26 protein-coding genes are annotated in these 24,021 nt (G+C 57.8%); 11 read left to right on the forward strand and 15 right to left on the reverse strand.

The genetic code is table 11. The annotated features are described in order from the left end of the window. Nucleotides 1-23: 23 nt before the first annotated feature. From rimK to rimA, 3 genes are read right to left on the reverse strand one after another with little or no spacing between them, the layout of a single operon-like run. Nucleotides 24-929: a 30S ribosomal protein S6--L-glutamate ligase gene (gene rimK / locus ACYZT9_RS01920; RefSeq protein ID WP_007949201.1), complete on the reverse strand. Its 906-nt coding sequence runs from the start codon at nucleotides 927-929 to the stop codon at nucleotides 24-26. Further along, nucleotides 926-1,405 (reverse strand): retropepsin-like aspartic endopeptidase RimB, encoded by a 480-nt coding sequence (rimB, locus tag ACYZT9_RS01925; RefSeq protein ID WP_462008316.1) that lies wholly within the window; start codon nucleotides 1,403-1,405, stop codon nucleotides 926-928. Before rimB ends, rimK begins: the two co-directional genes overlap by 4 nt. A gap of 16 nt (nucleotides 1,406-1,421) precedes the next feature. Beyond that, complete coding sequence (gene rimA / locus ACYZT9_RS01930) at nucleotides 1,422-2,201, reverse strand: S6 modification regulatory phosphodiesterase RimA (protein ID WP_462008317.1); 780 nt, start codon at nucleotides 2,199-2,201, stop codon at nucleotides 1,422-1,424. Nucleotides 2,202-2,317: 116 nt separating this feature from the next. Between rimA and ACYZT9_RS01935 the strand changes: the two genes are divergently transcribed. The 3 genes from ACYZT9_RS01935 (at nucleotide 2,318) to ACYZT9_RS01945 (ending at nucleotide 5,732) form a co-directional block, all read left to right on the forward strand. Continuing rightward, the gene (locus tag ACYZT9_RS01935; protein WP_462008318.1) at nucleotides 2,318-2,725 is read left to right on the forward strand and encodes an RNA-binding S4 domain-containing protein; all 408 of its coding nucleotides are present in this window, start codon (nucleotides 2,318-2,320) and stop codon (nucleotides 2,723-2,725) included. A 383-nt stretch (nucleotides 2,726-3,108) separates the two neighbouring features. Then, on the forward strand, nucleotides 3,109-4,011 hold the full coding sequence (hslO, locus tag ACYZT9_RS01940; protein ID WP_462008319.1) for an Hsp33 family molecular chaperone HslO: 903 nt from the start codon (nucleotides 3,109-3,111) through the stop codon (nucleotides 4,009-4,011). A 179-nt stretch (nucleotides 4,012-4,190) separates the two neighbouring features. Beyond that, the gene (locus ACYZT9_RS01945) at nucleotides 4,191-5,732 is read left to right on the forward strand and encodes a phosphoenolpyruvate carboxykinase (RefSeq protein WP_462008320.1); all 1,542 of its coding nucleotides are present in this window, start codon (nucleotides 4,191-4,193) and stop codon (nucleotides 5,730-5,732) included. A 70-nt stretch (nucleotides 5,733-5,802) separates the two neighbouring features. Here ACYZT9_RS01945 and ACYZT9_RS01950 read toward each other — a convergent pair whose 3' ends face one another. The 6 genes from ACYZT9_RS01950 to ACYZT9_RS01975 form a co-directional block, all read right to left on the reverse strand. Beyond that, on the reverse strand, nucleotides 5,803-7,074 hold the full coding sequence (locus ACYZT9_RS01950; RefSeq protein ID WP_462008321.1) for a type II toxin-antitoxin system HipA family toxin: 1,272 nt from the start codon (nucleotides 7,072-7,074) through the stop codon (nucleotides 5,803-5,805). Continuing rightward, entirely contained in the window at nucleotides 7,071-7,565 is a 495-nt protein-coding gene (locus ACYZT9_RS01955) for a helix-turn-helix domain-containing protein (protein ID WP_462008322.1), read from the reverse strand. The genes ACYZT9_RS01950 and ACYZT9_RS01955 overlap by 4 nt, the downstream gene beginning before the upstream one ends. 410 nt (nucleotides 7,566-7,975) lie before the next feature. Next, nucleotides 7,976-8,188, reverse strand: coding sequence for a type II toxin-antitoxin system RelE/ParE family toxin (locus ACYZT9_RS01960; RefSeq protein WP_462008323.1), 213 nt, complete (start codon nucleotides 8,186-8,188; stop codon nucleotides 7,976-7,978). Between the two features lie 58 nt (nucleotides 8,189-8,246). After that, on the reverse strand, nucleotides 8,247-8,750 hold the full coding sequence (locus ACYZT9_RS01965; protein ID WP_462008324.1) for an antitoxin PaaA2 family protein: 504 nt from the start codon (nucleotides 8,748-8,750) through the stop codon (nucleotides 8,247-8,249). Nucleotides 8,751-8,842: 92 nt separating this feature from the next. Then, nucleotides 8,843-9,139 carry a hypothetical protein gene (locus tag ACYZT9_RS01970; RefSeq protein ID WP_462008325.1) on the reverse strand — a complete coding sequence of 99 codons (297 nt, stop codon included), beginning with the start codon at nucleotides 9,137-9,139 and terminating at the stop codon, nucleotides 8,843-8,845. Between the two features lie 434 nt (nucleotides 9,140-9,573). Further along, the gene (locus ACYZT9_RS01975) at nucleotides 9,574-9,849 is read right to left on the reverse strand and encodes a hypothetical protein (protein ID WP_462008326.1); all 276 of its coding nucleotides are present in this window, start codon (nucleotides 9,847-9,849) and stop codon (nucleotides 9,574-9,576) included. A 297-nt stretch (nucleotides 9,850-10,146) separates the two neighbouring features. Here ACYZT9_RS01975 and ACYZT9_RS01980 point away from each other — a divergent pair, with 297 nt between their 5' ends. From ACYZT9_RS01980 to ACYZT9_RS01995, 4 genes are all read left to right on the forward strand, one after another. Then, nucleotides 10,147-10,650 (forward strand): polysaccharide deacetylase, encoded by a 504-nt coding sequence (locus ACYZT9_RS01980; RefSeq protein WP_462008327.1) that lies wholly within the window; start codon nucleotides 10,147-10,149, stop codon nucleotides 10,648-10,650. Nucleotides 10,651-10,935: 285 nt separating this feature from the next. Continuing rightward, nucleotides 10,936-12,870, forward strand: coding sequence for a RecQ family ATP-dependent DNA helicase (locus ACYZT9_RS01985; protein WP_462008328.1), 1,935 nt, complete (start codon nucleotides 10,936-10,938; stop codon nucleotides 12,868-12,870). A gap of 231 nt (nucleotides 12,871-13,101) precedes the next feature. Continuing rightward, nucleotides 13,102-14,328, forward strand: coding sequence for a 3-hydroxyacyl-CoA dehydrogenase (locus ACYZT9_RS01990; protein ID WP_462008329.1), 1,227 nt, complete (start codon nucleotides 13,102-13,104; stop codon nucleotides 14,326-14,328). A gap of 174 nt (nucleotides 14,329-14,502) precedes the next feature. Further along, entirely contained in the window at nucleotides 14,503-14,934 is a 432-nt protein-coding gene (locus ACYZT9_RS01995) for an acyl-CoA thioesterase (RefSeq protein ID WP_462008330.1), read from the forward strand. 69 nt (nucleotides 14,935-15,003) lie between these two features. On the opposite strand, the gene ACYZT9_RS02000 is transcribed toward ACYZT9_RS01995, so the two are convergent. The 4 genes from ACYZT9_RS02000 to ACYZT9_RS02015 all read right to left on the reverse strand — a co-directional run bounded on the left by ACYZT9_RS02000 (nucleotide 15,004) and on the right by ACYZT9_RS02015 (nucleotide 19,987). Continuing rightward, the gene (locus ACYZT9_RS02000) at nucleotides 15,004-15,483 is read right to left on the reverse strand and encodes a glycine zipper domain-containing protein (RefSeq protein ID WP_462008331.1); all 480 of its coding nucleotides are present in this window, start codon (nucleotides 15,481-15,483) and stop codon (nucleotides 15,004-15,006) included. A 337-nt stretch (nucleotides 15,484-15,820) separates the two neighbouring features. Next, nucleotides 15,821-18,169 (reverse strand): FdhF/YdeP family oxidoreductase, encoded by a 2,349-nt coding sequence (locus ACYZT9_RS02005; RefSeq protein ID WP_462008332.1) that lies wholly within the window; start codon nucleotides 18,167-18,169, stop codon nucleotides 15,821-15,823. Next, nucleotides 18,166-19,005 carry a formate dehydrogenase accessory sulfurtransferase FdhD gene (fdhD, locus tag ACYZT9_RS02010; protein ID WP_462008333.1) on the reverse strand — a complete coding sequence of 280 codons (840 nt, stop codon included), beginning with the start codon at nucleotides 19,003-19,005 and terminating at the stop codon, nucleotides 18,166-18,168. The genes ACYZT9_RS02005 and fdhD overlap by 4 nt, the downstream gene beginning before the upstream one ends. A gap of 94 nt (nucleotides 19,006-19,099) precedes the next feature. Next, the gene (locus ACYZT9_RS02015) at nucleotides 19,100-19,987 is read right to left on the reverse strand and encodes a LysR family transcriptional regulator (protein ID WP_462008334.1); all 888 of its coding nucleotides are present in this window, start codon (nucleotides 19,985-19,987) and stop codon (nucleotides 19,100-19,102) included. 136 nt (nucleotides 19,988-20,123) lie between these two features. Here ACYZT9_RS02015 and lysM point away from each other — a divergent pair, with 136 nt between their 5' ends. After that, entirely contained in the window at nucleotides 20,124-20,564 is a 441-nt protein-coding gene (gene lysM, locus ACYZT9_RS02020; RefSeq protein ID WP_462008335.1) for a peptidoglycan-binding protein LysM, read from the forward strand. A 101-nt stretch (nucleotides 20,565-20,665) separates the two neighbouring features. On the opposite strand, the gene yrfG is transcribed toward lysM, so the two are convergent. Beyond that, nucleotides 20,666-21,328 (reverse strand): GMP/IMP nucleotidase, encoded by a 663-nt coding sequence (gene yrfG / locus ACYZT9_RS02025; protein ID WP_462008336.1) that lies wholly within the window; start codon nucleotides 21,326-21,328, stop codon nucleotides 20,666-20,668. A 90-nt stretch (nucleotides 21,329-21,418) separates the two neighbouring features. On the opposite strand from yrfG, the gene nudE reads away from it, so the two are divergent. The 3 genes from nudE to ACYZT9_RS02040 all read left to right on the forward strand — a co-directional run bounded on the left by nudE (nucleotide 21,419) and on the right by ACYZT9_RS02040 (nucleotide 23,471). After that, nucleotides 21,419-21,985, forward strand: a complete 567-nt coding sequence (nudE, locus tag ACYZT9_RS02030; protein ID WP_462008337.1) for an ADP compounds hydrolase NudE — start codon at nucleotides 21,419-21,421, stop codon at nucleotides 21,983-21,985. Then, nucleotides 21,982-22,809, forward strand: a complete 828-nt coding sequence (gene cysQ, locus ACYZT9_RS02035) for a 3'(2'),5'-bisphosphate nucleotidase CysQ (RefSeq protein WP_462008338.1) — start codon at nucleotides 21,982-21,984, stop codon at nucleotides 22,807-22,809. Before nudE ends, cysQ begins: the two co-directional genes overlap by 4 nt. A 221-nt stretch (nucleotides 22,810-23,030) precedes the next feature. After that, the gene (locus ACYZT9_RS02040; protein ID WP_462008339.1) at nucleotides 23,031-23,471 is read left to right on the forward strand and encodes a hypothetical protein; all 441 of its coding nucleotides are present in this window, start codon (nucleotides 23,031-23,033) and stop codon (nucleotides 23,469-23,471) included. 87 nt (nucleotides 23,472-23,558) lie between these two features. Here ACYZT9_RS02040 and ACYZT9_RS02045 read toward each other — a convergent pair whose 3' ends face one another. Then, on the reverse strand, nucleotides 23,559-24,014 hold the full coding sequence (locus ACYZT9_RS02045; protein WP_462008340.1) for a thioesterase domain-containing protein: 456 nt from the start codon (nucleotides 24,012-24,014) through the stop codon (nucleotides 23,559-23,561). Nucleotides 24,015-24,021: the final 7 nt, after the last annotated feature.

The raw sequence follows: 24,021 nt of genomic DNA on the forward strand, positions 1-24,021 counted from the left end.
CTCCTTTGCCACAGGGGACCGGGTTAGCCCTTACCTTTGGTCCGAGTCATATTCGGCCCACCATTTTTCTCCAGATGTTCAATGATGATCCCCGCCACATTCTTCCCGGTGGTGGTCTCAATCCCCTCCAGCCCCGGCGAAGAGTTCACCTCCATCACCAACGGCCCGTGATTGGAGCGCAGGATATCCACACCCGCCACCGCCAAGCCCATCACCTTCGCCGCACGCAACGCGGTCATGCGTTCTTCGGGGGTGATCTTGATCAGACTGGCGCTGCCACCGCGATGCAGGTTGGAGCGAAACTCCCCGGGCTTGGCCTGACGCTTCATTGCCGCGATCACTTTGTCGCCGACCACGAAGCAACGAATGTCCGCACCGCCCGCTTCCTTGATGTACTCCTGAACCATGATGTTCTGCTTGAGGCCCATGAACGCCTCGATCACCGATTCCGCCGCCGTCGCGGTTTCACACAGCACCACGCCGATGCCTTGGGTGCCTTCCAGCACCTTGATCACCAGCGGTGCACCGTTGACCATGTCGATCAGGTCGGGAATGTCATCCGGGGAATGCGCAAATCCGGTGACTGGCAAGCCGATGCCACGGCGTGACAGCAATTGCAGCGAGCGCAGTTTGTCCCGCGATCGGGCAATGGCCACCGATTCATTGAGTGGAAACACCCCCATCATTTCGAACTGGCGCAACACCGCGCAGCCATAAAACGTTACCGACGCGCCGATTCGCGGAATCACCGCGTCGAAACCTTCCAGCGGCTTGCCGCGGTAGTGGATCTGCGGCTTGTGGCTGGCAATGTTCATGTAGGCGCGCAGGGTGTCGATCACCACCATTTCATGGCCACGCTCGGTACCGGCTTCGACCAAACGACGAGTGGAATACAGACGCGGGTTCCGCGACAGCACAGCGATCTTCATGCAACACCTGTGGAGGAGGTAGATACCGGGAACACCGGCTTGTCTTGTACATATTTAATGCCCGGATTGACCACCAACTGGCCGTCGATCAGGGCTTTGGAGCCGAGTAGCAGGCGATATCGCATGGACTTGCGGCAGGCGAGGGTGAACTCGACCCGCCAGACTCGATCACCGAGGGCCAGGGTGGTGCTGACCACGTAGCGCTTCTGCGCCTGGCCGTTGGAGCTTTTAATGGTTTTCATCGTCACCAGCGGCGCTTCGCAGCGGCGGTGACGCAGTTGCACTACCGTGCCCAGATGCGCGGTGAAGCGCACCCAGTTCTCGCCCTCGCGTTCGAACGGCTCGATGTCGGTGGCATGCAGGCTGGAGGTACTGGCGCCGGTGTCGATTTTTGCTCGCAGGCCCGCGACCCCCAGATCAGGGAGCGCCACCCACTCACGCAGACCGATAACGGTCAAATGGTCAAATGTCTTCAATAGGAAAAACCGGCGATTATCGCGTCCAGGCTTCAGGCGATACCTGAGGCAACGCTTTGAATGCAGGTTTGGCGAACCAGTAACCCTGCATCAGAAAAATTCCACAGTCCGCCAGGAAATCCCGTTCTCCGGCGCGTTCAATGCCTTCGGCGATGACTGTAACGTTCAACTCCGCACAGATTGTGACAATCCCTCGAACGATAGCCTGACGAACACGATCGCGGTCGACATCGCGGATCAGCGCCATGTCGAGTTTGATCAGGTCCGGTTGGAAATCAGCCAGCAGATTGAGCCCCGAGTAGCCCGCGCCGAAATCGTCGATGGCGGTCTTGAAGCCGAATTCGCGGTATTCACGCAGAATATTAGTCAAATGGCGATAGTTATCTACGTGCTCGCTTTCAAGGGTTTCGAAAATCAGGCGGTCGATGGGGAAGTCGTATTTTTTCGCCGCCTCCAGCGTGCTGCGAATACACAGCTCCGGGCGGTATACCGCGTTGGGCATGAAGTTGATCGACAAGTGTGTCTGCATGTTTAGACGGGCCGCTCCTTCAATGGCACGAGTCCGGCAGAGCTGGTCGAAGCGGTAGCGATTCGCCTCTGTAATCTGATCCAGCACCGACAGTGCACCTTCTCCGGCAACGCCGCGTACCAGAGCTTCGTGGGCGAAAATCGACTGATCGCGCAAGTCGACGATCGGTTGGTAGGCAAAGGCAAAATCGAAGCCCAGCGGCTCGCTTTGCTGACAGCCCTGGCAACCGCTCTGCGGCGAGGTCAATGAAGACGGAAATATAGTCACTCGATCACTCCATGCCGGGGAACCGGCCAAGTCGACAGTCTATCTGGAGGGCCGGGTTCTTGCGCCCGATAGAAACGGTAGTACAGTTCCGACTATTGGCGGAAAGAGGAATTCAAGTGGCACAAAAACAGGAAGAGGACGACAAGGTCCGTCTCGATAAATGGTTGTGGGCCGCGCGTTTTTACAAAACACGTGCCTTGGCCAAAGCGGCCATTGAAAGCGGCAAGGTGCACTGCCGGGGTGAGCGTTGCAAACCGGGCAAGGAGCCGAGGATCGGCGACGAATTTCAGATTCGAATGGGGTTCGAGGAACGCACGGTCGTGGTCCAGGCGTTGTCGATCGTCCGTCGTGGCGCACCGGAAGCTCAGATGCTGTACGCCGAAACCGACGCCAGCATCGCCAAGCGCGAAGCCGCGGCAGCCATGCGCAAGGCCGGCTCGCTGGGCGTGAGCACCGATGGCAAGCCGAGCAAGAAGCAGCGGCGGGATTTGTTTAAGTTTCGTGGGAGCAGCAACGACGAATGAGGCAGATGTTTCTGTGTCGTCTGGGCCGACGTCTTTGCGGGCAAGCCCGCTCCCACAGTGACCGCGTTGTTCGAATGTTACGCGATCACTGTGGGAGCGTCGCTTGCTCGCGATCGAGTGCGCAGCACTCGCCGAATTGAGCAGATGAAACAGCCACTCGTCGCAAATCACCCACGGCACCCGACCCGTAGGCCATAACCAGAAGGCCGGCAGTACCAGAGGCACAAAATTGCAGAGCGCCAAAAGGCGGGCGTTTCACCTTGCTTGGAACAAAACCCGGATTGTTCATAAAATGCCTCCCTTGGCTGAACATCGCGCACCAATCGGTGCTGCAGAAACGCAGTTTTCACGTTCTTTTGTCATTACTTCAGATACCCAGACCTATGACCGATCTACCGGATACCGACTACACCCAACGCTTCATCTTCGATGACAGCGACACCCGCGGCGAGCTGGTGTCGTTGGAGCGCAGCTACGCCGAAGTCCTTGCCAAGCACCCGTATCCGGAGCCGGTCGCGCAACTGCTCGGCGAACTGATTGCCGCGGCGTCGTTGCTGGTAGGCACCTTGAAGTTCGATGGTTTGCTGATTCTCCAGGCCCGTTCCGATGGCCCGGTGCCACTTTTGATGATCGAATGCTCCAGTGAGCGCGAGATCCGTGGCCTCGCCCGTTACGAGGCCGACCAGATCGCCCCCGACGCAACCCTCGCCGACCTGATGCCCAACGGCGTATTGGCGCTGACCGTCGACCCGACCCAAGGCCAGCGTTATCAGGGCATCGTCGACCTGGATGGCGAAACCCTGTCGGAGTGCTTCACTAACTACTTCGTCATGTCCCAACAGGTGGGCACGCGTTTCTGGCTGTACGCTGATGGCCGTCGTTCCCGTGGCCTGTTGCTGCAGCAATTGCCCGCCGACCGTCTGAAAGACGAAGAAGAACGCGCCGCCAGTTGGCAGCATGTCACTGCACTGGCCAGCACCCTGACCGCCGATGAATTGCTCAGCCTGGACAACGAAACCGTGCTCCATCGCCTCTACCACGAAGAGCAGGTCCGGCTGTTCGATGTGCAAAAACTGCGCTTCCGTTGCAGCTGCTCGCGCGAACGTTCTGCCAATGCGTTGGTCAGTTTGGGTCTGGAAGATGCCCAGGCACTGGTCATCGAACACGGTGGCAACATTGAAATCGATTGCCAGTTCTGCAACCAGCGTTACCTGTTCGACGCCGCCGATATTGCTCAATTGTTCGCCGGTGCGGGCGTCGAGACACCGTCAGATACCCGTCACTAAAACGGTTCAGTGCAGGTAAATTCACTGGTTAGTGCCGGAATAACGCCGTAACGACGGGAGGGCCCTACTTTTTTTGGGCTTTTCTGGCATAATCCGGCCCACTTTTTTCGCGGTAGTAGTGCACGACTTTCTACTACAAAACGTTTGGAGCACTCGGCCACTGGCCGACGGGGAACCTCATGACGCAAGCCAATAACGCCGTGTACACCGATCTGAGTGTTGATGATCTGGTTAAAGAAGCCCTGAATCGCGGTGAAGGCGAGCTTGCCGATACCGGCGCGCTGGTTGTTCGCACCGGTCACCGTACCGGTCGCTCGCCAGTCGATCGCTTCATCGTTGAAGAGCCGACCACTCAGGCCGCTATCGCCTGGGGCCCGATCAACCGCAAGTTCCCGGCCGACAAGTTCGATGCCTTGTGGGCTCGCGTCGAGGCGTTCAACAACGCGCAAGAACATTTCGTTTCCCACGTGCATGTAGGCGCGTCGGAAGATCATTACCTGGCCGTGAAGATGACCACCCAGACTGCCTGGCAGAACCTGTTCGGTCGTTGCCTGTTCATCAATCCGGCCCAGTACAACCCGGCTGGCCGTGAAGAGTGGCAGGTTCTCAACGTTGCCAACTTCGAGTGCGTACCAGAGCGTGACGGCACCAACTCCGACGGTTGCGTGATCCTCAACTTCGCCCAGAAGAAAGTGTTGATCGCCGGCATGCGTTACGCCGGTGAAATGAAGAAAGCCATGTTCTCAGTGCAAAACTTCCTGCTGCCGGCCGCCGACGTGCTGCCGATGCACTGCGCCGCCAACATTGGCGAAGCGGGCGACGTGACTCTGTTCTTCGGTCTGTCCGGCACTGGCAAAACCACACTGTCCGCCGACGAAAGCCGTTACCTGATCGGTGACGACGAACACGGCTGGGGCGAAGGCGTTGTCTTCAACATCGAAGGCGGTTGCTACGCCAAGTGCATCGACCTGTCCGAGAAGAACGAGCCGGTCATCTGGAAAGCCATCAAGCACGGCGCAGTCCTGGAAAACGTCGTGATCGACGACGCCAAGCACGCCGACTACGCCGATGTCAGCCTGACCCAGAACAGCCGCGCCGCCTACCCGCTGGAGCACGTTGCCAAGCGTTCCGAGAAAAACCTCGGTGGCGAGCCAAACGCTGTGATCTTCCTGACCTGCGACCTGACCGGCGTACTGCCGCCCGTCTCGATCCTCAGTGAAGAACAAGCGGCCTACCACTTCCTGTCCGGCTACACCGCACTGGTGGGCTCGACCGAAATGGGTTCCGGCAGCGGCATCAAGTCGACCTTCTCCACCTGCTTCGGCGCACCGTTCTTCCCGCGTCCGGCTGGCGAATACGCAGAACTGCTGATCAAACGCATCCGCGGCTTCGGCTCCAAGGTCTACCTGGTCAACACCGGCTGGACCGGCGGCGGCTACGGCGTCGGCAAACGCTTCAACATCCCGACCACTCGCGGCGTCATCGCAGCGATCCAGAGTGGCGCGTTGATCGGTGCTGAAACCGAACACCTCGACACCATCAACCTCGACGTGCCACTGGCCGTACCGGGCGTTGAGACTGGCCTGTTGAACCCACGTAATACCTGGGCTGACAAGGCTGCTTATGATGAAGCCGCTAAAGCACTGGCTGGGTTGTTTGTTGAGAACTTCAAGAAGTTTGAAGTGAGCGACGCGATCAAGGCGGCTGGGCCGAAGTTGTAAGATTGGTTTGATGGAATGAGAAAGCCGCCCTTTGGGGCGGCTTTTTTGTGAGCGCCAACTAATGTCCGGGTCAATTGCCGGCAAGACGAAACGCCGACGCCATGCTGTCTTGCTCACGTTTCGATAGCCCTAGCGCACCAGCCAGAGTTGGCCACTGGCTGACGACCTCTTTGAAGCTCTCAATAATTTCTTCAGCATCTGCACGGCTTACCCGAAAGTACTCGGCCACTTCGCGAGCGAGCTCAAGGTCCAAAGCGTTGTCCGCATCTGTGACGTTGAGCTTTAAACCATCGGCGTGTGCTACCGGGTTCATGTCGTAGGCATCGGACAGACGCCATCCACGACCTGCATCAAGAATGAAACCATGGTTGCGCATGTGATCGTCGGTATTGGAAACCAGGATGTTGAACACGATACGAGACCACAACTCGCGAAGATCCGCGTTGGCTTCCGAGCCATGCTCCATGAGCACTTCTGCTAACTCAAGGTAGCTGGCTCCTACCGATGCGTCGTCACCGTCAACACGGTCGGTCATGGTCATGGCTGAAGCAAAATGCAATCGGCCACCCTGTTCGGTACGGTCGAAGCGCTTGACCATGAAGCAGTGATGATCACTCGCAAAACGTCGCGCAGTGCCGGTCGCGACCCGCAAGCCACAATGATTTGCCAAGGCATTGACCACCATTTCCCAGCCGCCGACGTCATAGTCATCGCGAGTGCTCGGAAACTTGGCGATCCACAAATGACCACGCTCGTCAGCAACGCTGGCTTTGGGTCTGGCGCCTCCTAGTGAACCACCGGGTGCTATCAGCATCCTCAGCCACTCGCGCCCATCGGGAGATGTGTTGTCCGGATCGCTTTCCAAAGCGCGACTTGCTTCCTCTAATGCGCGTAATTCGACGAAAGGAGGAGCAGCCAAACCATCGCGATCATCCAGAAAGCTGCCTTCGTCATTGAGCTTGTAGCGGAGTGCGCCGACCCGATAGACGTCATGAACGCCTAAAAGGAAATCCGATTCGTAGAGTTTGGTGCCTTGAGGCGCTAACTCTTCACGGATGTCTCGCTCCAGGCGCCGCTTCATTAACAATTGGCCCCATCGATCAGGGCTTGAGTCGGCAAAAACGCCAAACCGGGTTTGATGTTGACCGGGAAACTGTTTGCCTTCGAAGAGCCCGATGCGCGGATCCAGCGATGTGAAATTCAATTCGGGATCGGCTAATGCTGCGGCGTCGTACTCAAACTCGAATACATTGCTGGAGCGAGCCTTTCTGGCATGGAGGAACCCCAGACGCCTCGGGCCATTCAAGGACTCCCAATCGGCATACACCGCGATCCGTGTCATTTTTTACCCATCGTAGGTTTAGGTTTTTTCTTGGTTAATAAACTGGATAAAGAGTGAGTATTCAAAGGGAAATCAGCAGAAAGGTCCGATTTTGAGGTGGGACTATCAGCTGCCCTCGTCTCCCTGTCGCGGATAGGTGGCGATGTCTTTGCGGGAGTCACACTGCGTGCTCGTTGGCGTTTATTGACTGTGAGGTTCGCTCTTGGGATCAATTGAGCGTCTTGCAGTTGGCGGCCCAGCTCATCCACTGCGGCGAGCTTGCTCAAATCTTTCTCCAGCCCCAGCACCTGCATCACTGATAAATAAGCGCCCATCGTCACACCTGATCCACCCGATTCCAGAGAGCGCAGCGTCGTCAGGGACATGCCAGCCCTCTCGGCGACTTGCTTGGCTGTCAGCTTGCGGCGCAGCCGAGCGAGTTTCAGCCGCTCGCCAAACTCAGAGAGCAGCTTGGCTGCTGCGGGCAGGAGTGGCGCTGTTTTATTTGCCATGTGCCGTTATTCCTTCATTTTTCAAACTTAACTGCCAGAATAGTAGCACTTATGTATTGATGTGCTGGGCTAGCTCGATGGATTGCGAAACTGCTATTATTCCAACTGAAATCGTGCTAAACAGCCAGAATAATGGCACTTATGTGTTCGCAAGATGTTTTCCAATGCCTGTGTATCCCACCGTTGCACCTTGATCGCTTTGTAGAGGTGCCGACGGTCAACGGGCTACATGAGCAGGTGCATAGCGTGGTCGTCGGGGAAGTTGGGGGCGAGGTTCATGATGGCGTCCGTTGGAGGAAAGGCTGGCGCTGATGCGTTCAGCGCCTCCTTTCACATAACGTGCAGTTGAGCCGATCCGTCGGAGAGTTCTTTAAACCCTCAAAACTTAGGGTGACTGTTGGTTTACCTAGTTACGGCCATTGTTGTTTTGCATGCAGTATTCGCATTATTTCTACCGTTCTAGCCAAGACCACATAGACCATAACGTAATTTGGTGTAGCGACTATTTCATGAGTGCCAAGAATCCTGCCCTTTCTATAAAGCTTGGGATGCTGGCCTGCTTGCTCTGCTTTGAGGTCAAAGACTTCGTCTAAAGCAATGGCCGCTTCAGGTTGTCCTGGCAAATATAATTCATGATGTTGTCGCGGTCAGTCACTGCCGAGGGACGCCAAACTACCCGCATCAGCGCGCTCGTTGACGTATGGCATCTCGTTTGGCAGCAAAGATTCGGCGGACCTCTTCGTCGCTTACGCTTGGCCGCGGATCATCAATGCTGGCCTGAACCTGCTTCTTGAACCATTCCTCGTAAGCAGCTGCTTCATGAGCTTGCTTCAATGCCTCGGAGCGGTCAGGGCGCGAATAGGTTTTTACTTGTAGAGGGTCATAGTCCGATGTATCGACATCGAAATGACTGATGCCTATTCCTTGCAAATAGATCACCAGAGTTTCGAGTCGCTTAAATAGGCGAATTTGCTGGCTACGTTGCGCTGTCAGGGAATGCAATTTTGATCCATGTCGAACTTGGACCACCCACCCACCTTGCTTGGCGAAAATGTGAGCGGCGTTAACAGCGCCGCTTTCGACCAGTTTGACGAGCGTGCTGTGATCGATCGTTTCGGTAGTCATAAGAAGGAGCCCATGGCTGATCAGTGGCTCACATGCTACGCAATCAATAATAGTTTGCAATCTTCTGCCTCCATTAAGGATGTAGGAATTAATATCCTTTTTCGTGGGCATCCAGCTCTCAGTGAAGATGGATGCCCCGTGATCACGGTGTCTTAGGTTGGTGCTTTCCAGCCCATCATGCGTTGTTGGGCGACTGTGAGCAGGTCGCAGCCGTCTTGGGCCAACAGGTAGAGCGCGTGGGTGATGTGCGGGATGTTTTCGAGATCGCCTTGCTCGAAGCTTTGGCAGTGCAGGGTTCGGAGCAGTTCGCTGGAGGCTCGGACGCGCTGGAGGGCGGCTTCGAGGAGGTCTTGGGGGTTGGCTTCTGTGTCGATGATCAGGGCCGGGGTATCGGTTAGGTTGGTTTTGAGTGGGCGGTAGCGATCGGGGAACGGGTTCAATTTGTTCATTTGGTTGTTCTCTTTTATGTATCTGGAGAACCGCCATCATCGTGACCAAACGACGGGTGGCGGACTGTGTTCAGGTTGGTCAACCAGGGAGAGAAGAACCCAGGTACGCAGAAGCGTCCCAAACACAGCCGCCATATAGCGTGCCGACAAAAAGAAGCCGGCAGCATACAAGGCCATGCGTAAGTTTTCTCGCAAATTCAGGTGACCAAACCCGAGTCGCTGATTTGGCAGCGACGATCCGACTATAGATACGAGCCGCCGGTCGGCGATAGGCGACAAGGTGTCTTCTGTTGTAGGACCGGGATGAAGCTTTGATAGGGCGTTGCCTATGGACTTATCCCCAGGCGAATTTCTCTGGTTTGTTTATACCCAGGTACACCGCGTTATCGTTCATCGCGAGCAAGCTCGCTCCCACAGGGGATTGTGGTGGGGTATTAGCCAGCGGTGATTTTCGGGAGGCGTTGGCGGGCGATTTCGAGGAGTTCGTTGCCGTCCTGGGTTAGCAGGTAGAGCGCACTGACGATGTTGGGTATGTCGCTCGCGTCCGACTGTTTGAAGCACAGACAGTAAAGCGTTTCGAGCAAGTCGCTGGCGGCGCGGATGCGTTGGCGGGCGGCGTCGAGGATTTCGTGCGGATCGGCCTCGGTGTCAATGACGAGGACCGGGGTGTCGCTGTAGCTGCTTTTGAGTGGGCAATAGCGGTCTTGCATCTGGGTCAGTCCTGTAGGAAGTCTGGCAGGCCGACACACTGTTTCAGCCCCGACGAAAACTATGAAGCGGAGGACGCGTTGCGGCAATACGGCCGCAATCGACACAGTTTGTAGGGGGTTTACTGGTCTTCGGGTGTTAGCCCTACACGTTTTCCGAGGTTTTTTTCATCGAAACCCTTACAGCTGAAATTTCCTACGTGTTTGTCAGGCGCGGCGCAGCAAACCTCTGTATCGTGCGCGCCAGAATATGTAGGGCATTTCGAAAATGCCTGTTTAAGCACTTAAAAGGAATTAGGTATGCAGTGGCAACGTATGGCCTCGGTTTTGTTGTTATGGGCGGGTGTTTGTCGTTTGACTGGTGCGGCTGACGCGGGTCACTCGATGGTGCTCGCCAACATGGACCGCACGGGATGGCCGGACGCGCTCACCACTCAGGCGAACATGGACACCGCCTCTCGCGCCGAGGTGTTGATGTTCGGCAAGGCGCTGCTGGCCAGCGAAGCGCTGGACGAACAGGGTCTGAAACAGCGCTTGGGCGTGCAGGCGCTGAAGCTCAAGTCTGTACGCCAGGTGCGTGATGGCTTGTGGGATCGGTTGCTGACCACCTACCGCAACGCCAGTCAAAACTGCGACGGCGAACCGTTCTGCCCGCGTGTGCGAAGCGTCGCTGATTTGCGTCAGTTGGCGGCAGCGTTTACCGGCGAAATCAGCCCAGCCCACGCGGCGTGGGCGAGCAAAAGCCAGGTGTTCCATGAGCAGGCGTTGAATGAGCAGCTGTGGGTGGCGGTGTTGGTGCCGTGAGTCATTTCATGATTATTGTGGTGACTGGGCTGGCGTCATCGCGAGCAAGCTCGCTCTTACAATGGTTCCGGGTCGTATACAAAATCTGAATTCATTGAGGATCAAATGTGGGAGCGAGCTTGCTCGCGATATCGATCTGACAGCCGCCCCATTCCTCAAGCCTTGTAATTCCATCACGCCATCCGCTGTATCATCCCGTATCGTTTTTGCCCCCGACCTTTTCTCGACTCGTTGCGATCACCGGCTAGGCTTTGGGCTTCGCAGCGGTCAACGGAGTGACAGCTTATGCACGACACCCTGGAACAGGTTTTCGGTTATCCACAGTTTCGGCCCGGCCAGGAGGCGGTGGTCAGCGCTGTACTGGCCGGACGCTCGGCGGCCGCGATTTTCCCCACGGGTTCAGGCAAGTCCCTTTGTTACCAGATGTCAGCGATGTTGCTGCCGCACCTGACGCTGGTGGTCTCGCCGTTGTTGGCATTGATGCAGGATCAGTTGGCGTTTCTTCAGCGTCACGGTATCGCGGCGGGCAGCATCGATTCGGCCCAGAGCCGCGACGACGCCAGTGACGTGATGGCCCGCGCCAAGTCGGGAGAATTGAAGATTCTGATGGTTTCCGTGGAGCGTCTGAAGAACGAGCGCTTCCGCAATTTTTTGCAGCAAGTGCCTATCTCGCTGCTGGTGGTGGACGAGGCGCATTGCATCTCGGAGTGGGGCCACAACTTCCGTCCTGACTACCTCAAGCTTCCGGACTACCAGCGTCAGTTCAAAATCCCTCAGGCGTTGCTGCTGACCGCCACCGCGACCCCGAAAGTGATCGCGGACATGGAGGCGAAATTCGCCATCGCCCCTGAAGACGTGGTGACCACGGGTTTCTATCGATCGAACCTCAACTTGCTGGTGGAGCCGGTGCGCGGCCAGGACAAACGCCGACGCCTTGTCGAATGGATGCGCGAACGTCTTGGCCAGCCGAGCATCGTCTACGTCACCCTGCAGAAAACCGCCGAGCACATCGCCGAACACTTGGGGCGCAACGGCATCCAGGCCGAGGCTTATCACGCTGGTTTGCCCCATGAACAACGGGACGCGATTCAAAAGCGCTTTATGGGCGGACAGTCCAATTGCATCGTCGCGACCATCGCGTTTGGCATGGGCATCGACAAGAGCGACATCCGCAACGTGGTGCATTTCGACCTGCCCAAATCCATCGAAAACTACAGCCAGGAAATCGGCCGCGCCGGGCGTGACGGACAGCCGTCGGATTGTCTGGTATTGGCCAACCGCGACAGCCTCAACGTGCTCGAAAACTTCGTTTATGGCGATACGCCGGAACTGGACGGCATTCGCTTCGTGCTAGACGAGTTGCAAGCCTCTGCACCCGAGGAGCAATGGGAGTTTTTGCTGGGACCTCTGGCGGACCAAAGCAACATTCGTCAGCTACCGCTCAAAACCTTGTTGGTGCAATTGGAACTGCGCGGAATCATCGCGCCGCGATATGCCTATTACGCTGAGTATCGCTTCAAATATTTGCAGGAACCGGAAGAATTGCTGGCTCGCTTCGAGGGTGAGCGCAGGGACTTCGTTGCGGCAATCATCCAGACCTCCACTCGCGCGCGGACCTGGGCTACGGTTAATTTTGATGCGTTGTACGAGCAGCATCAGGCCGAACGCAGCCGGGTGGTCAAGGCGCTGGATTATTTCCAGGAGAAAGGATGGGTCGAACTGGAAAGCAAACAAATGACCGAGGTCTACAGCCTGCTGCAAACGGATTTCGACAGTCAGGCCTTGAGTGCCGAACTGCACGCATATTTCACCCGGCACGAACGAACCGAGATCGCGCGGATCCACGCCATGCTGGATCTGTTCGCCACTGATCACTGCCTGGGTTATCGCCTGGCGGAGTATTTTGGCGACGACAACGCGCCGCAGCAGTGTGGGCATTGTTCGGTGTGTCACGGGCACGTGGCGCGGCTGCCCGCACCACCTGAGTTGCCGGCGCTTGTGGATAAAAACTTCGAGGCGCTGTGCGGTGTTTTTATCCACAGGCATGAACAGTACGTAGGCAGTGTTCCCACCGCCGAGCGCGTAACGCGGTTTTTGTGCGGGATCAGCGTGCCGCTGTTTACCAAGCTCAAGGCACGGTCGATTCCGGGGTTTGCGGCGCTGGAGGATTATCCGTATGGCGACGTCCGGATCTGGGCTGAAGCGCATTTGCCAAGTTGAAATTCGTCCAATGTGGAAGCGGGCTTGCTCGCGAAAGCAGTGTGTCAGCCGACATTAATTTTGAATGACACACCGTATTCGCGAGCAAGCCCGCTCCCACAGGGATTCTCACTGCTTAACGGATAGTGCATCCATCCGCTGAATGTCCCCCATCACAGGAATAAATTTCAAAAATGCCCGGTGGCTGACTATGGTGAGGGCTGTCTTTGGATCGCCAACAAGAGAACAACCATGAGCCAGACACCGTTCAACATTCAGCGCGCTGCCGTGATCGGTGCGGGCACCATGGGCCGTGGCATTGTCATGTGCCTGGCCAACGCCGGGCTGCCGGTGCAGTGGGTCGATAATAATCCGCAGATGCTTGAGCAGGCACTGGCGTCGGTCGCTGAGACTTACGCGCACAACGTGCGCCAAGGCCGGTTCGATCAGGTCGAAGCGGACGCTCGTATCGCACGGATTTCGGCGGCCGCCGATTACGCAGCGATCCGCGATGTCGATCTGGTGATTGAAGCGGTCTACGAAAACCTCGAGCTCAAGCAGAAAATCTTCCGCGAACTGGATGCTCTGCTCAAACCCGGAGCCATCCTGGCGAGTAACACGTCGGCGCTGGATATCGATGCGATTGCCGCCGTCACTCGCCGTCCGCAACACGTGCTGGGCCTGCACTTCTTCAGCCCGGCGCACATCATGAAGCTGCTGGAAATCGTTCGCGGTGCACAAACTGCACATGCGGTGCTGGACGCCGCGCTGGAACTGGGCAAGCGCATGGGCAAGGTCAGCGTGGTGTCGGGCAATTGCGAGGGTTTCATCGGCAACCGCATGCTCAATACCTACGTACTCGAAGCGCGCAAGATGTTGCTGGAGGGCGCGTATCCCTATCAGGTGGATGCGGCGCTGCAGGGCTTCGGTTTCGCCATGGGGCCGTTCCGCATGTACGACGTGGTTGGCATCGACCTGGGATGGCGGGCTCGGGAACTGGCGGGCAAACGGCAGGACGCGCCGGAAGTTCAAGTGGATAACCGTCTGTGCGAAATGGGCCGGTTTGGCCAGAAGAGTGGCAACGGTTATTACCACTACGAAGCGGGCAGTCGCCAGGCTGAGCACGATGTGGAGGTGGATGCGCTGGTGCTGGAAGTCAGCGAAGGATTGGGCTTCCAGCGTCGCGAAATCGCACCTGAGGAAATTCTGGAGCGCTGCTTGCTGGCACTGGTCAACGAAGGGGCGAAGATTCTTCAGGAAGGGATTGCCGCATCGGCACATGACATCGATCTGGTGTACCTCAACGGTTATGGTTTCCCGGCGGACAAGGGCGGGCCGATGGCCTGGGCGGATCAGCAGGGCTTGGCGGATATACATCAGCGGTTGATGGCGCTGGAAACCAGGCAGGGTGATCACTGGCAACCGGCGCGGTTGATTGGGGAGTTGGCTGCGGTAGGTAAGGAGTTTTCTGACCGCTGATTGAAGTAGTGCCTCTGATGGCCTCATCGCGAGCAAGCTCGCTCCCACAGTGGATCTCAGGCGAACACTAATGCTGTGCTCACTGAACATCTAATGTGGGAGCGAGCTTGCTCGCGATGAGTACGACGCGGCTTTCGCTTTAGACTGACCATCCAACTCAAGGAACCGACATTGATGTCCAACCCGATGCCCCAACGCACCGACTACCCGCACTTCCAGCCCATCACCACGCGCTGGCACGACAACGATGCCTATGGTCACGTCAACAACGTCATCTATTACAGCTTCTTCGACACGGCGGTGAACACCTATCTGATCGAAGTCGGCGGCCTGGATATTCATGACGGCGAAGTGGTGGGTTTTGTCGTGAGTTCGGCTTGTGATTACTTTGCCTCTATCGCTTTCCCCGACCGGATCGAGATCGGTTTGCGGGTGGGCAAGTTGGGCAACAGTTCGGTGCAATACGAACTGGCGGTGTTCAAGGCCGGTGAGGACGAAGCCTGCGCGGCAGGGCGCTTCGTGCATGTGTTTGTGGATCGGGCGTCGAATCAGCCGGTGGCGATTCCTGCGGGGTTACGCGGGGCGCTGGAGCGGTTGGTGGTTTGACGGGCAAAAAAAATCGCAGCCCGTGGGCTGCGATTTTTTGATCTACCGGTCAACGAGGCGACTCAGGCCTCAGTCGTCGTGGTAGCGATGTTTGTGCTTGTGCTTGCGATGCCCGTAGTGGTGGCCACGATCATGGTGCCCATCACGGTAACGGCGATCGCCACGGCTACGACGATTATCTTCGTCATCGCTCTTGTTACCCATGTAGTTGCCCAGCGCGCCACCGGCGCCGCCACCTGCTGCGGAGCCGATCAGGCTGCCGGTGGTGCCGCCCATGCTGCGGCCGACCACGTTACCGCCCGCTGCGCCCAACGCACCGCCAATGGCTGCTTCGCCACGGCTGCGTTTGTCTGCGCCGACTGCGCTACCACCCGCGCCACCCAAGGCTGCGCCAATGGTTGAACCTGTGTTGCCGCCTAGCGATTGACCGACGACCGAGCCCAAAACCCCGCCCAATGCGCCGCCCACACCTGCTTCGGTGGTGCCTCCGGCAGAAGCGAAGCCACTGACCAGGCCAAGGGACAACAAGAGAATCGAGGAGAACTTCATAGAGGAACCTCAAGGGGATGACGGCGCGATCCTGAGGCTGAGTCCTGGCGCTTACAATCGAAATCCGACGAATGACACGGCTTCAAAAGATATACCTAAGTTGCTGTTTTTTGGGCGGAACTTAAGTGTTTTTTGCCAGTCTTTAGCTACTTCGGAAAGGCCGTTTTTGTGAAAAAACGGCCTTTTTTGTGGGCGCTTGAAAAGTGTTCGATCCGGAAGATTCGTTGGCATTGCTTCCGCCATCGCGAGCAAGCTCGCTCCCACAGTGGATTCGTGCTCGACGCAGATCAAATGTGGGAGCGAGCTTGCTCGCGATGGCGATAGATCAGACGCCGCGTTACGCCGACCTAGCCATGATCAACCCAGTCTCACTCGCCGCTTCCAACCGAATCGCCACAAACTTCGATGTCGGCGTATGGCTGCCGTCCCCGGTGCTCTCCAGCGGCACCAGCGGATTCACTTCCGGGTAATACGCAGCAGCCTGCCCCGCAGGAATATCAAACGCCAGCAGCGTGAAGCCTTTCACCCGACGCTCCCTGCCATCGTCCCAGATTGAAACGATATCGGCTTTCTGCCCCGGCTTGAACCCCAGGCGAATGATGTCCGCCTCGTTCACAAACAGCACATCCCGCTGTCCTTTCACTCCGCGATAGCGGTCATCAAGCCCATAAATGGTGGTGTTGTACTGATCGTGTGAACGCATGGACTGCATGATCAGGTCCGGCAACATGCCTGTGGCGCGCGTGCGCTCGTGCACCAGATCCTTGGGCAGTGCGTTCGGGCGGAAACTGGCGCGACCCGAGGGCGTATTCCAGCGACGAGCGCCGGCGCTGTTGCCGAGGTAGAAACCGCCCGGGTTCTGGATCTTCTCATTAAAGTCTCTGAAGCCCGGAATGGTGTCAGCGATCAGGTCGCGGATGCGCCCGTAATCGGCCACCAGCCAGTTCCAGTCCACCGGTTTGCTGCCCAGTGTCGCCGCAGCGATGCCGGCGATAATCGCAGGCTCGGAGCGCATCTGGTTCGACAGCGGCTGCAGCTGACCATTAGAGGCGTGGACCATGCTGAACGAATCTTCCACGGTCACCGCCTGCGCGCCCTCGGTCTGATAATCGATGTCGGTGCGCCCCAGGCACGGCAGGATCAGCGCGTCTTTGCCGTGAGCCAAATGGCTGCGGTTGAGCTTGGTGCTGATCTGTACCGTCAGGTCGCAATTGCTCAGGGCCTGGAAGGTGCGCGGACTGTCTGGCGTGGCCTGGGCGAAGTTGCCGCCCAGACCGATGAAGACTTTGGCACGACCTTCGGCCATGGCATGAATCGCCTCGACCACGTTGTGGCCGTTGTCGCGCGGCACCTTGAACTGGAAGCGACGCTCCAGGGAATCGAGGAATGCCACCGGCGGACGCTCGTTGATGCCCATCGTGCGGTCGCCCTGCACGTTACTGTGGCCACGCACCGGGCACAGGCCAGCGCCCGGCCGACCGATGTTGCCGCGCAGCAGCATCAGGTTGGCGATTTCCTGGATGGTCGGCACCGAATGGCGATGCTGGGTGATGCCCATCGCCCAGCACATGATCACGTTCTTGCCTTTCGTGTACATGCGCGCCGCTTGCTCGATTTCCACGAGCGTCAGGCCGGACTGCTCGACGATCTGCTCCCACGGGGTGTCGTCGACGGTGCCGAGGTATTCCAGAACGTTGACGCTGTGCTCATTGAGGAAATCGTGATCGAACACGGCGGACTCACCGGTCTTCTGCGCGTCGCGTTCCCATTGCAGCAGGAACTTCGCCATGCCGCGCAACACCGCCATGTCGCCGCCCAATGCCGGGCGGAAGTACGCGGTGTTGGTCGGTTTGTCGCCGTTGGTGAGCATTTCGATCGGGTGTTGCGGGTGCTGGAAACGCTCCAGGCCACGTTCTTTCAGCGGATTGATGCACACCACTTGCGCGCCGCGTTTCACCGCTTCGCGAAGCGGTTCGAGCATCCGTGGATGGTTGGTGCCGGGGTTCTGGCCCCAGACGAAAATCGCATCGGCGTGTTCGAAGTCGCCGAACGTCACGGTGCCTTTGCCGACGCCGACACTTTGCGCCAACGCGACACCGCTAGCTTCATGGCACATGTTCGAACAATCAGGGAAGTTGTTGGTGCCGTAGGCGCGCACGAACAATTGATACAGGTACGCCGCTTCGTTGCTGGCGCGGCCCGAGGTGTAAAACTCGGCCTGATCCGGGCTCGACAAACCGCGCAGGTGCCTGGCGATCAGGGCGAAGGCGTCATCCCAGCTGATCGGTTGGTAGCGATCGGTTTTGGCGTTGTAGCTCATCGGCTCGGTCAGCCGACCCTGATATTCCAGCCAATAGTCGCTCTGTTCCAGCAACGCGCTGACGTTGTGCTTCGCAAAGAATGCTCCGTCGACACGGCGTTTGGTCGCTTCCCAGTTCACCGCTTTGGCGCCGTTCTCACAGAACATCACCATGCCCTTTTCCGGAGAATCGCCCCAAGCGCAACCGGGGCAGTCGAAGCCGCCGTTCTGGTTGGTCTTGAGCATGATGCGGAGGTTTTTCAGCGCGTTGTCGCTGGTCAACCAGGCCTGGGCCACGCTAATCAGCGCACCCCAACCACCGGCCGGGCCTTTGTAGGGCTTGTAGCGGGGGACGGGTTTCTGGTCGGCTTGACGATGTTGACTCACGCTTGATTCTCCAATGCCGGGCTGTAGACCCGCGGCGCATTCTTCTGTGGCAGATGGATAAGGTTCAGGTTGTGACGACGGGCCCATTGCACGGCAAGAACCGTGGGCGCCGACAGGCTGACCAGGGTCTGAATGCCGGCGCGCAAGACTTTCTGGATCAATTCGAGGCTGCAACGGCTGGTGACAATCGCCAGACCGCCGGTGGTCGGGATCTTCTGCCGGATCAGCCCGCCAATCAGCTTGTCGAGAGCGTTGTGACGACCAATGTCTTCGCGGCCTAGCAGCAATTCGCCTTGGCCGTTCATGAACACCGCCGCATGCACCGCGCCGCAATGCTGGCCGAGCGGTTGAAACGCGCCGATGCGTTGGCGCAGACCGTCGAGCCATGCGGCGGGAGGCAAAGGTGCGCCGGGCAGCACGTTGAGATCGGGCAATGCCTGCTCGACCGCTTCGACCCCGCAGAGCCCGCAACCACTTGTGCCCGCCAGTTGACGACGCTGCTGCTTGAGGTTCCAGAAGGCGCGGTTGGCAATGGTCACTTGCGCATACTGCGCCGACCCGAACCCGCTCAGTTGCAGGTCATAAATGTCGGAGGCGTCTTCGATGATGCCGCTGCCGAGGCTGAAACCAACGATGAAGTCTTCCAGGTCCGTCGGCGTCACCAGCATCACCGCCTGACTGATGCCGTTATAGGCAATCGCCAACGCGACTTCCTCGGCCAGCGCGGTGCTGGCCGATTCGGCGTATTGAAGATCGCTGTAACTGTAGGTCTGGCTGGCAGCGGGCGCTGGCGTTTCGAGAGCAGGCGCCGCGCAGGCTGGGCGCTTGGCTTTCATCAGGCATCACCGACGTTTTGGTCAGCTTTAAGCCTAGGCGCGTCAAGATGTCGCGTCTAATCGCTAATACTGATCTGCTGATAGATGACGTCGATCAAGAGTCTGTCGGTGATTTCTGATAGATCGCGAAACAGGCTTCCGCCAGCGCCGAGCGCGGCGCGCTACGACGCATGATCAGCCCTAGCCGGCCGAGGGTCTGGGCGTTTTCGATGGGTTGCAAGCGCAGATGGTCAGTGAGATTTTCCAGGCCACCGTCCAGCGGCATCACGGCGCAACACAAACCACCGTGCACAGCTTGTAACAGTTGATGCACGGCATCGGTCTGCAACAGTGGCTGCGGTGTGAGGCCGCGGCTGTGGAAATTGTGATCGATGGACTGGCGAAAATGCATGCCGCTGGTGAGCATGCCCAGTGGCAGTTCGATCAGCGATTCCCAGCTCAGCGGCGCCTCGCCGAACGTGAAGAAGCGCTGATCATAAAGCAGGCCCATGCGGGTGACGCTGAAGGCCAGGGAATCGAAACGTTCGGCGTCCAGACGATCCAGGTACGACACACCAAGGTCCAGGCGATTGTTCGCCAGTTGTTCGAGGATCTGTTCGGAGCTCAGCGCCGAGAGTTCGAAGCGCAGGTTCGGGTGTTCGGCGTGCAATCGTTGCAGCAAGGGCAGCGGATCGAAACTCGATAATGGCACCACGCCCAGGCGCAACGTACCGACCAGGTTGCCGCGACAGGCGGCGGCTTCTGCCTGCAATCCGTCATACGCCGCCAGCACCGTGCGTGCCCACGCCAATACCCTTTCGCCCGGCGCGGTAAAGCTTTCAAAACGTTGCCCACGGTTGACCAACGGCAACTCGAGTTCTTCTTCGAGGCTGCGCAGGCGCATGGACAGGGTCGGCTGGGTAATGTGACAGCGCGCAGCGGCCTGGCCAAAGTGCCGGGTTTCGTCGAGGGCGATGAGGAATTTCAGCTGCTTGATGTCCATCTTCGCTCCAGGGCGCGGGTAGGTCGGGATTCTAGCGCTTGGGGGCAAGCGGCGTCATTGGTCGGGTGGGAGCCGAGGGTTGCAACCTTGGACTAGGCTTTTGCGTCTGGAACTTTTAAACCAAGGAGAGTGCACCATGAGTATTTTTAGCTTTGTGAAAGAAGCAGGCGAAAAGCTTATCGATCTGCTGACGCCGGGCAATGCCAACGCCAGCGAACAGTTGAAGGAGCACATCAGCAAGGTCGGCCTGGGAAATCCGGATGTGCAGGCCACCGTGGACGGTGACAAGGTCACCGTGACCGGTGAAGTGGCGAGCCAGGAAGAGAAGGAAAAGATCCTGCTGGCGGTGGGCAATATCGCTGGTGTTGGTAGCGTGGATGACCAGATTACTGTGACCGGGCCGGTGGTGAAGGCTGCCACCTTTGTCACGGTGGTGAAGGGCGACACCCTGAGTGCGATCTCCTTGCGCGTGTATGGCGATGCCAACAAGTATCAAAAAATCTTCGAGGCCAACAAGCCGATGCTCAAGGATGTGAACAAAATTTATCCGGGGCAGTCGTTGCGGATTCCAGAGTAAGCCTCTAAACCGGGTGATGGCCTTCGCGAGCAAGCCCGCTCCCACATTAGACTGCGATCAAAATGTGGGAGCGGGCTTGCTCGCGAAGCAGACGACTCGGTCTAAAGCCCTGCGATCAACTCCCGATAATCAACCACCGCTGCAAACTCCGCCGTGTCCTTCGGCCCCTTGCGGCTGTCCGGCTCACTCACTGCCAATAAATGCGTGACCCCGAAATCCCGCGCACTGCGCAGGATCGACAACGTATCGTCGATAAACAGGCTGCGCGCCGGATCGAAGCCGATATCCGCCTGCAATGCCTCCCAGAACTGCGGATTCTCTTTGGGGAAGCCGTAATCGTGAGAGCTGATCAGCCGCTCGAAGTACGGCGCCAATTCAATTCTTTCCAGTTTCAATGACAGTGAATCACGGTGCGCATTGGTGATCATCACCACCCGCTTGCCGGCCTTTTTGATTGCCTCCAGAAACGTGTCCGCATCCGGGCGCAAAGCGATCAGATGGGCGGTTTCCAGTTTCAGTTCGCGCACCGGCAGCTTCAACTCGGCGCTCCAGAAATCCAGGCAATACCACTGCAACTGGCCGGCGTTGCGTTCAAACAGCGGCTGCAATTCCATCTCGGCCATGGCCCGGCTCACCCCGTGCAACTCGGCATAACGCTGAGGCAGATGCTCCAGCCAGAAATGATTGTCGAAATGCAGGTCCAGCAGCGTGCCGTCCATGTCCAGCAGAACGGTGTCGATGTCGCGCCACGGCAGCAGTGACATAAAAAACTTCTCCAACGGTAAAAAAGATATCCGAGGTCAACAATCAGGATAGGCCGGGTATAGTAACCCGCTATCGCCAAGGAGCCGCTCATGCGCCAGAAACCCACCATCCTCGCCCGCGAGATTGTCGCCACCAGCCGTTTGTTCTGCGTCGAAGAGCTCAAGTTACGCTTTTCCAATGGCGTGGAGCGCACTTATGAGCGACTGGTCGGCAAGGGCGCTGGGTATGGCGCGGTGATGATCGTGGCGATGCTCGATGCCGACCACGCGGTGCTGGTCGAGGAATATTGCGGCGGCACCGATGAGTACGAATTGTCGTTGCCCAAAGGCTTGATCGAGCCGGGTGAAGACGTGCTGGCGGCGGCGGAGCGCGAGCTCAAGGAAGAGGCCGGGTATGGCGCGCGACAGTTGGAGCATCTGACCGAGTTGTCCTTGTCGCCGGGTTATATGAGTCAGAAAATCCAGGTGGTGCTGGCCACCGACCTGTACGAAGAAAGTCTTGAAGGTGACGAACCTGAACCGATGGGTGTGGACAGGATCAATCTTCGAGAGCTGTCGGCGCTGGCCCAGAACCCGAAATTCACAGAGGGCCGTGCCTTGGCGGCGTTGTACCTGGCCCGCGATCTGCTGACTCAGCGTGGGGTGTTCCTGCCATGAATTTCCCGCATCCATTGATGGCGCCGGTGGTTGAACTGGCGTTGAAGGCTGGCGACGCGATCCTGCCGTTCTGGCGCACCGGCACTGAGGTGACCGCGAAGGCTGACGATTCACCGGTCACGGCAGCCGACCTGGCGGCTCATCATCTGATTCTGGCGGGGCTGACGGCGCTGGACCCGAGCATCCCGGTGTTGTCCGAGGAAGATGCCAACATCCCTCAGAGCGTGCGTGCCGGCTGGCAGCGCTGGTGGCTGGTCGATCCGCTGGATGGCACCAAGGAATTCATCTCGGGAAGTGAAGAGTTCACCGTCAACATTGCGTTGATCGAGCAGGGGCGAGTGGTGTTTGGCGTGGTGTCGATGCCGACCAACGGACGCTTCTATGTCGGTGGTGCCGACCTGGGCGCGTGGCGTGGTGATAAGGGCGCCGAGCCGCTGCCGATTCAGGTTCGCACCGTGCCCGCCCCGGGCGAGGCCTTCACGGTCGTCGCCAGTCGTCGGCATTCGAGCCCGGAGCAGGAACGCTTGCTGGCTGGGTTGAGTGACAGCCTCGGTGAGCTGCAACTGGCCAATATCGGCAGTTCGCTGAAATTTTGCTTGTTGGCGGAAGGGGCAGCAGATTGCTATCCGCGGTTGGCGCCGACTTCGCAGTGGGATACGGCGGCGGCTCAGGGTGTGCTGGAAGGCGCGGGGGGTGAGGTGCTGGAATTGAGCGGAGCGCCGTTCAGCTATCCGGCGCGGGAATCTTTGCTGAACAATTATTTTGTGGCGCTGCCAGCAGGCGTGTCCTGGCGCGCGAAGTTATTGTCACTAAGTTCAGTTTGAATCAGTGCTTGCCGGGAGAGTTTTAGAGTTAACTACTGTCTGCTTATACACTGTCATGTTTGACAGGTTTCAAATGGCCGGTCGGATGCTAGGATTTCATCACTAACTCGGAAGGGTTAGTTAAGCGGTAAAGTATGTTAGCCATTTATCGGTCGGAAAGCTTTGTTGTGCTGAGTTTATATCTGGCGAGCGTATAAATTGAACAGGCAAGGAGCTTTTAAATGAATTTGAAAAATGCACTATTGTTTGTAGGTTTTTCCTTTTGTACTGGGGTGGCTTTCGCTGGAACGGTAACGATTAATCCCCCCCCGCCGGACTTGGAGTTGCTCTCCAATGACTGGACGTTAAAACACGGCGACCCGCCAAAGGTGCTGACCTCAACTGAACGGGATATTTACGTCAATATCTCGCCGAAGGCCGGTCAAACCATCATAGGTATGGAGTCAATTACTCATTCGCCGCAGCCCACCGGGGTACTGAGTAATCAAACAAGTTGCAGGGTCAACCAGAACGAGGGTTTTGCCGTAACGATTGAACTTGTTGGTGTTAATACAGTGACTTGTAAGGCAGGAGACTACAAGTTGAATCAGCAAAAAGCTGTCGCTGGGGTTAAATCTGCAGATGTGGTCGTTACATACAGCAAGATTCCGCGTGCTGACTAATTTTTAAACTTGACGGAGTCGCCCTGGCATCTAAGATTTCTCGACGGCTCCTAAAGTCATGTTTGCCTGGAATACTGTCATTCCACTTCAACGATGCAACACATACTGGCCAACAAACGTCACCGCATCCTCGTCACTCCCTACATTCACAATCCGCGAATGCAACGTCAGCCTAGCCCTTCCATAGCGCTGATACATCGCCAAAAACCTCTTCCACACCGCCGCACCCGGCGCCTGGCAAATCGCTGTCGCGTCCATGGTCACCGGCAGCGGATAGCTGATCTGCCCTTCGTGAATGACGATGTGCCCGTCCTCAATCCCTTCCTCGCGCAAACGCAAGTGCAGCCAGCCCCAGCCCGCCAGCACCGCGCCGCAATACAGGCTGCCGCCGAACATGGTGCTCTTGTGGTTGACGTTGGCGTCCAGCGGCAAGAACAGGCGCAATTGCTGGTCGTGCCAGTCGAGCACTTTGATGCCCATGGCCTGCGTCAGGGGAATGTCGCGATGGAGGACTGATTCCAGGTGACGACTGTCGCGGTTCATGAATGGG

The organism is Pseudomonas sp. ZT5P21, assembly GCF_054897785.1.

Excerpts from the sequence above, each read along its gene's own strand:
- fdhD (WP_462008333.1), bottom strand. The coding sequence starts at position 19,005 with ATGAAAGCCAAGCGCCCAGCCTGCGCGGCGCCTGCTCTCGAAACGCCA.
- ACYZT9_RS01990 (WP_462008329.1), top strand. The coding sequence starts at position 13,102 with ATGAGCCAGACACCGTTCAACATTCAGCGCGCTGCCGTGATCGGTGCG.
- ACYZT9_RS01950 (WP_462008321.1), bottom strand. The coding sequence starts at position 7,074 with ATGACACGGATCGCGGTGTATGCCGATTGGGAGTCCTTGAATGGCCCG.
- ACYZT9_RS01985 (WP_462008328.1), top strand. The coding sequence starts at position 10,936 with ATGCACGACACCCTGGAACAGGTTTTCGGTTATCCACAGTTTCGGCCC.
- nudE (WP_462008337.1), top strand. The coding sequence starts at position 21,419 with ATGCGCCAGAAACCCACCATCCTCGCCCGCGAGATTGTCGCCACCAGC.
- ACYZT9_RS02045 (WP_462008340.1), bottom strand. The coding sequence starts at position 24,014 with ATGAACCGCGACAGTCGTCACCTGGAATCAGTCCTCCATCGCGACATT.
- ACYZT9_RS01945 (WP_462008320.1), top strand. The coding sequence starts at position 4,191 with ATGACGCAAGCCAATAACGCCGTGTACACCGATCTGAGTGTTGATGAT.
- yrfG (WP_462008336.1), bottom strand. The coding sequence starts at position 21,328 with ATGTCACTGCTGCCGTGGCGCGACATCGACACCGTTCTGCTGGACATG.
- ACYZT9_RS01980 (WP_462008327.1), top strand. The coding sequence starts at position 10,147 with ATGCAGTGGCAACGTATGGCCTCGGTTTTGTTGTTATGGGCGGGTGTT.
- ACYZT9_RS02040 (WP_462008339.1), top strand. The coding sequence starts at position 23,031 with ATGAATTTGAAAAATGCACTATTGTTTGTAGGTTTTTCCTTTTGTACT.
- cysQ (WP_462008338.1), top strand. The coding sequence starts at position 21,982 with ATGAATTTCCCGCATCCATTGATGGCGCCGGTGGTTGAACTGGCGTTG.
- rimK (WP_007949201.1), bottom strand. The coding sequence starts at position 929 with ATGAAGATCGCTGTGCTGTCGCGGAACCCGCGTCTGTATTCCACTCGT.
- lysM (WP_462008335.1), top strand. The coding sequence starts at position 20,124 with ATGAGTATTTTTAGCTTTGTGAAAGAAGCAGGCGAAAAGCTTATCGAT.
- hslO (WP_462008319.1), top strand. The coding sequence starts at position 3,109 with ATGACCGATCTACCGGATACCGACTACACCCAACGCTTCATCTTCGAT.
- ACYZT9_RS02000 (WP_462008331.1), bottom strand. The coding sequence starts at position 15,483 with ATGAAGTTCTCCTCGATTCTCTTGTTGTCCCTTGGCCTGGTCAGTGGC.
- ACYZT9_RS01955 (WP_462008322.1), bottom strand. The coding sequence starts at position 7,565 with ATGGCAAATAAAACAGCGCCACTCCTGCCCGCAGCAGCCAAGCTGCTC.
- ACYZT9_RS02015 (WP_462008334.1), bottom strand. The coding sequence starts at position 19,987 with ATGGACATCAAGCAGCTGAAATTCCTCATCGCCCTCGACGAAACCCGG.
- ACYZT9_RS01970 (WP_462008325.1), bottom strand. The coding sequence starts at position 9,139 with ATGAACAAATTGAACCCGTTCCCCGATCGCTACCGCCCACTCAAAACC.
- ACYZT9_RS01995 (WP_462008330.1), top strand. The coding sequence starts at position 14,503 with ATGTCCAACCCGATGCCCCAACGCACCGACTACCCGCACTTCCAGCCC.
- ACYZT9_RS01975 (WP_462008326.1), bottom strand. The coding sequence starts at position 9,849 with ATGCAAGACCGCTATTGCCCACTCAAAAGCAGCTACAGCGACACCCCG.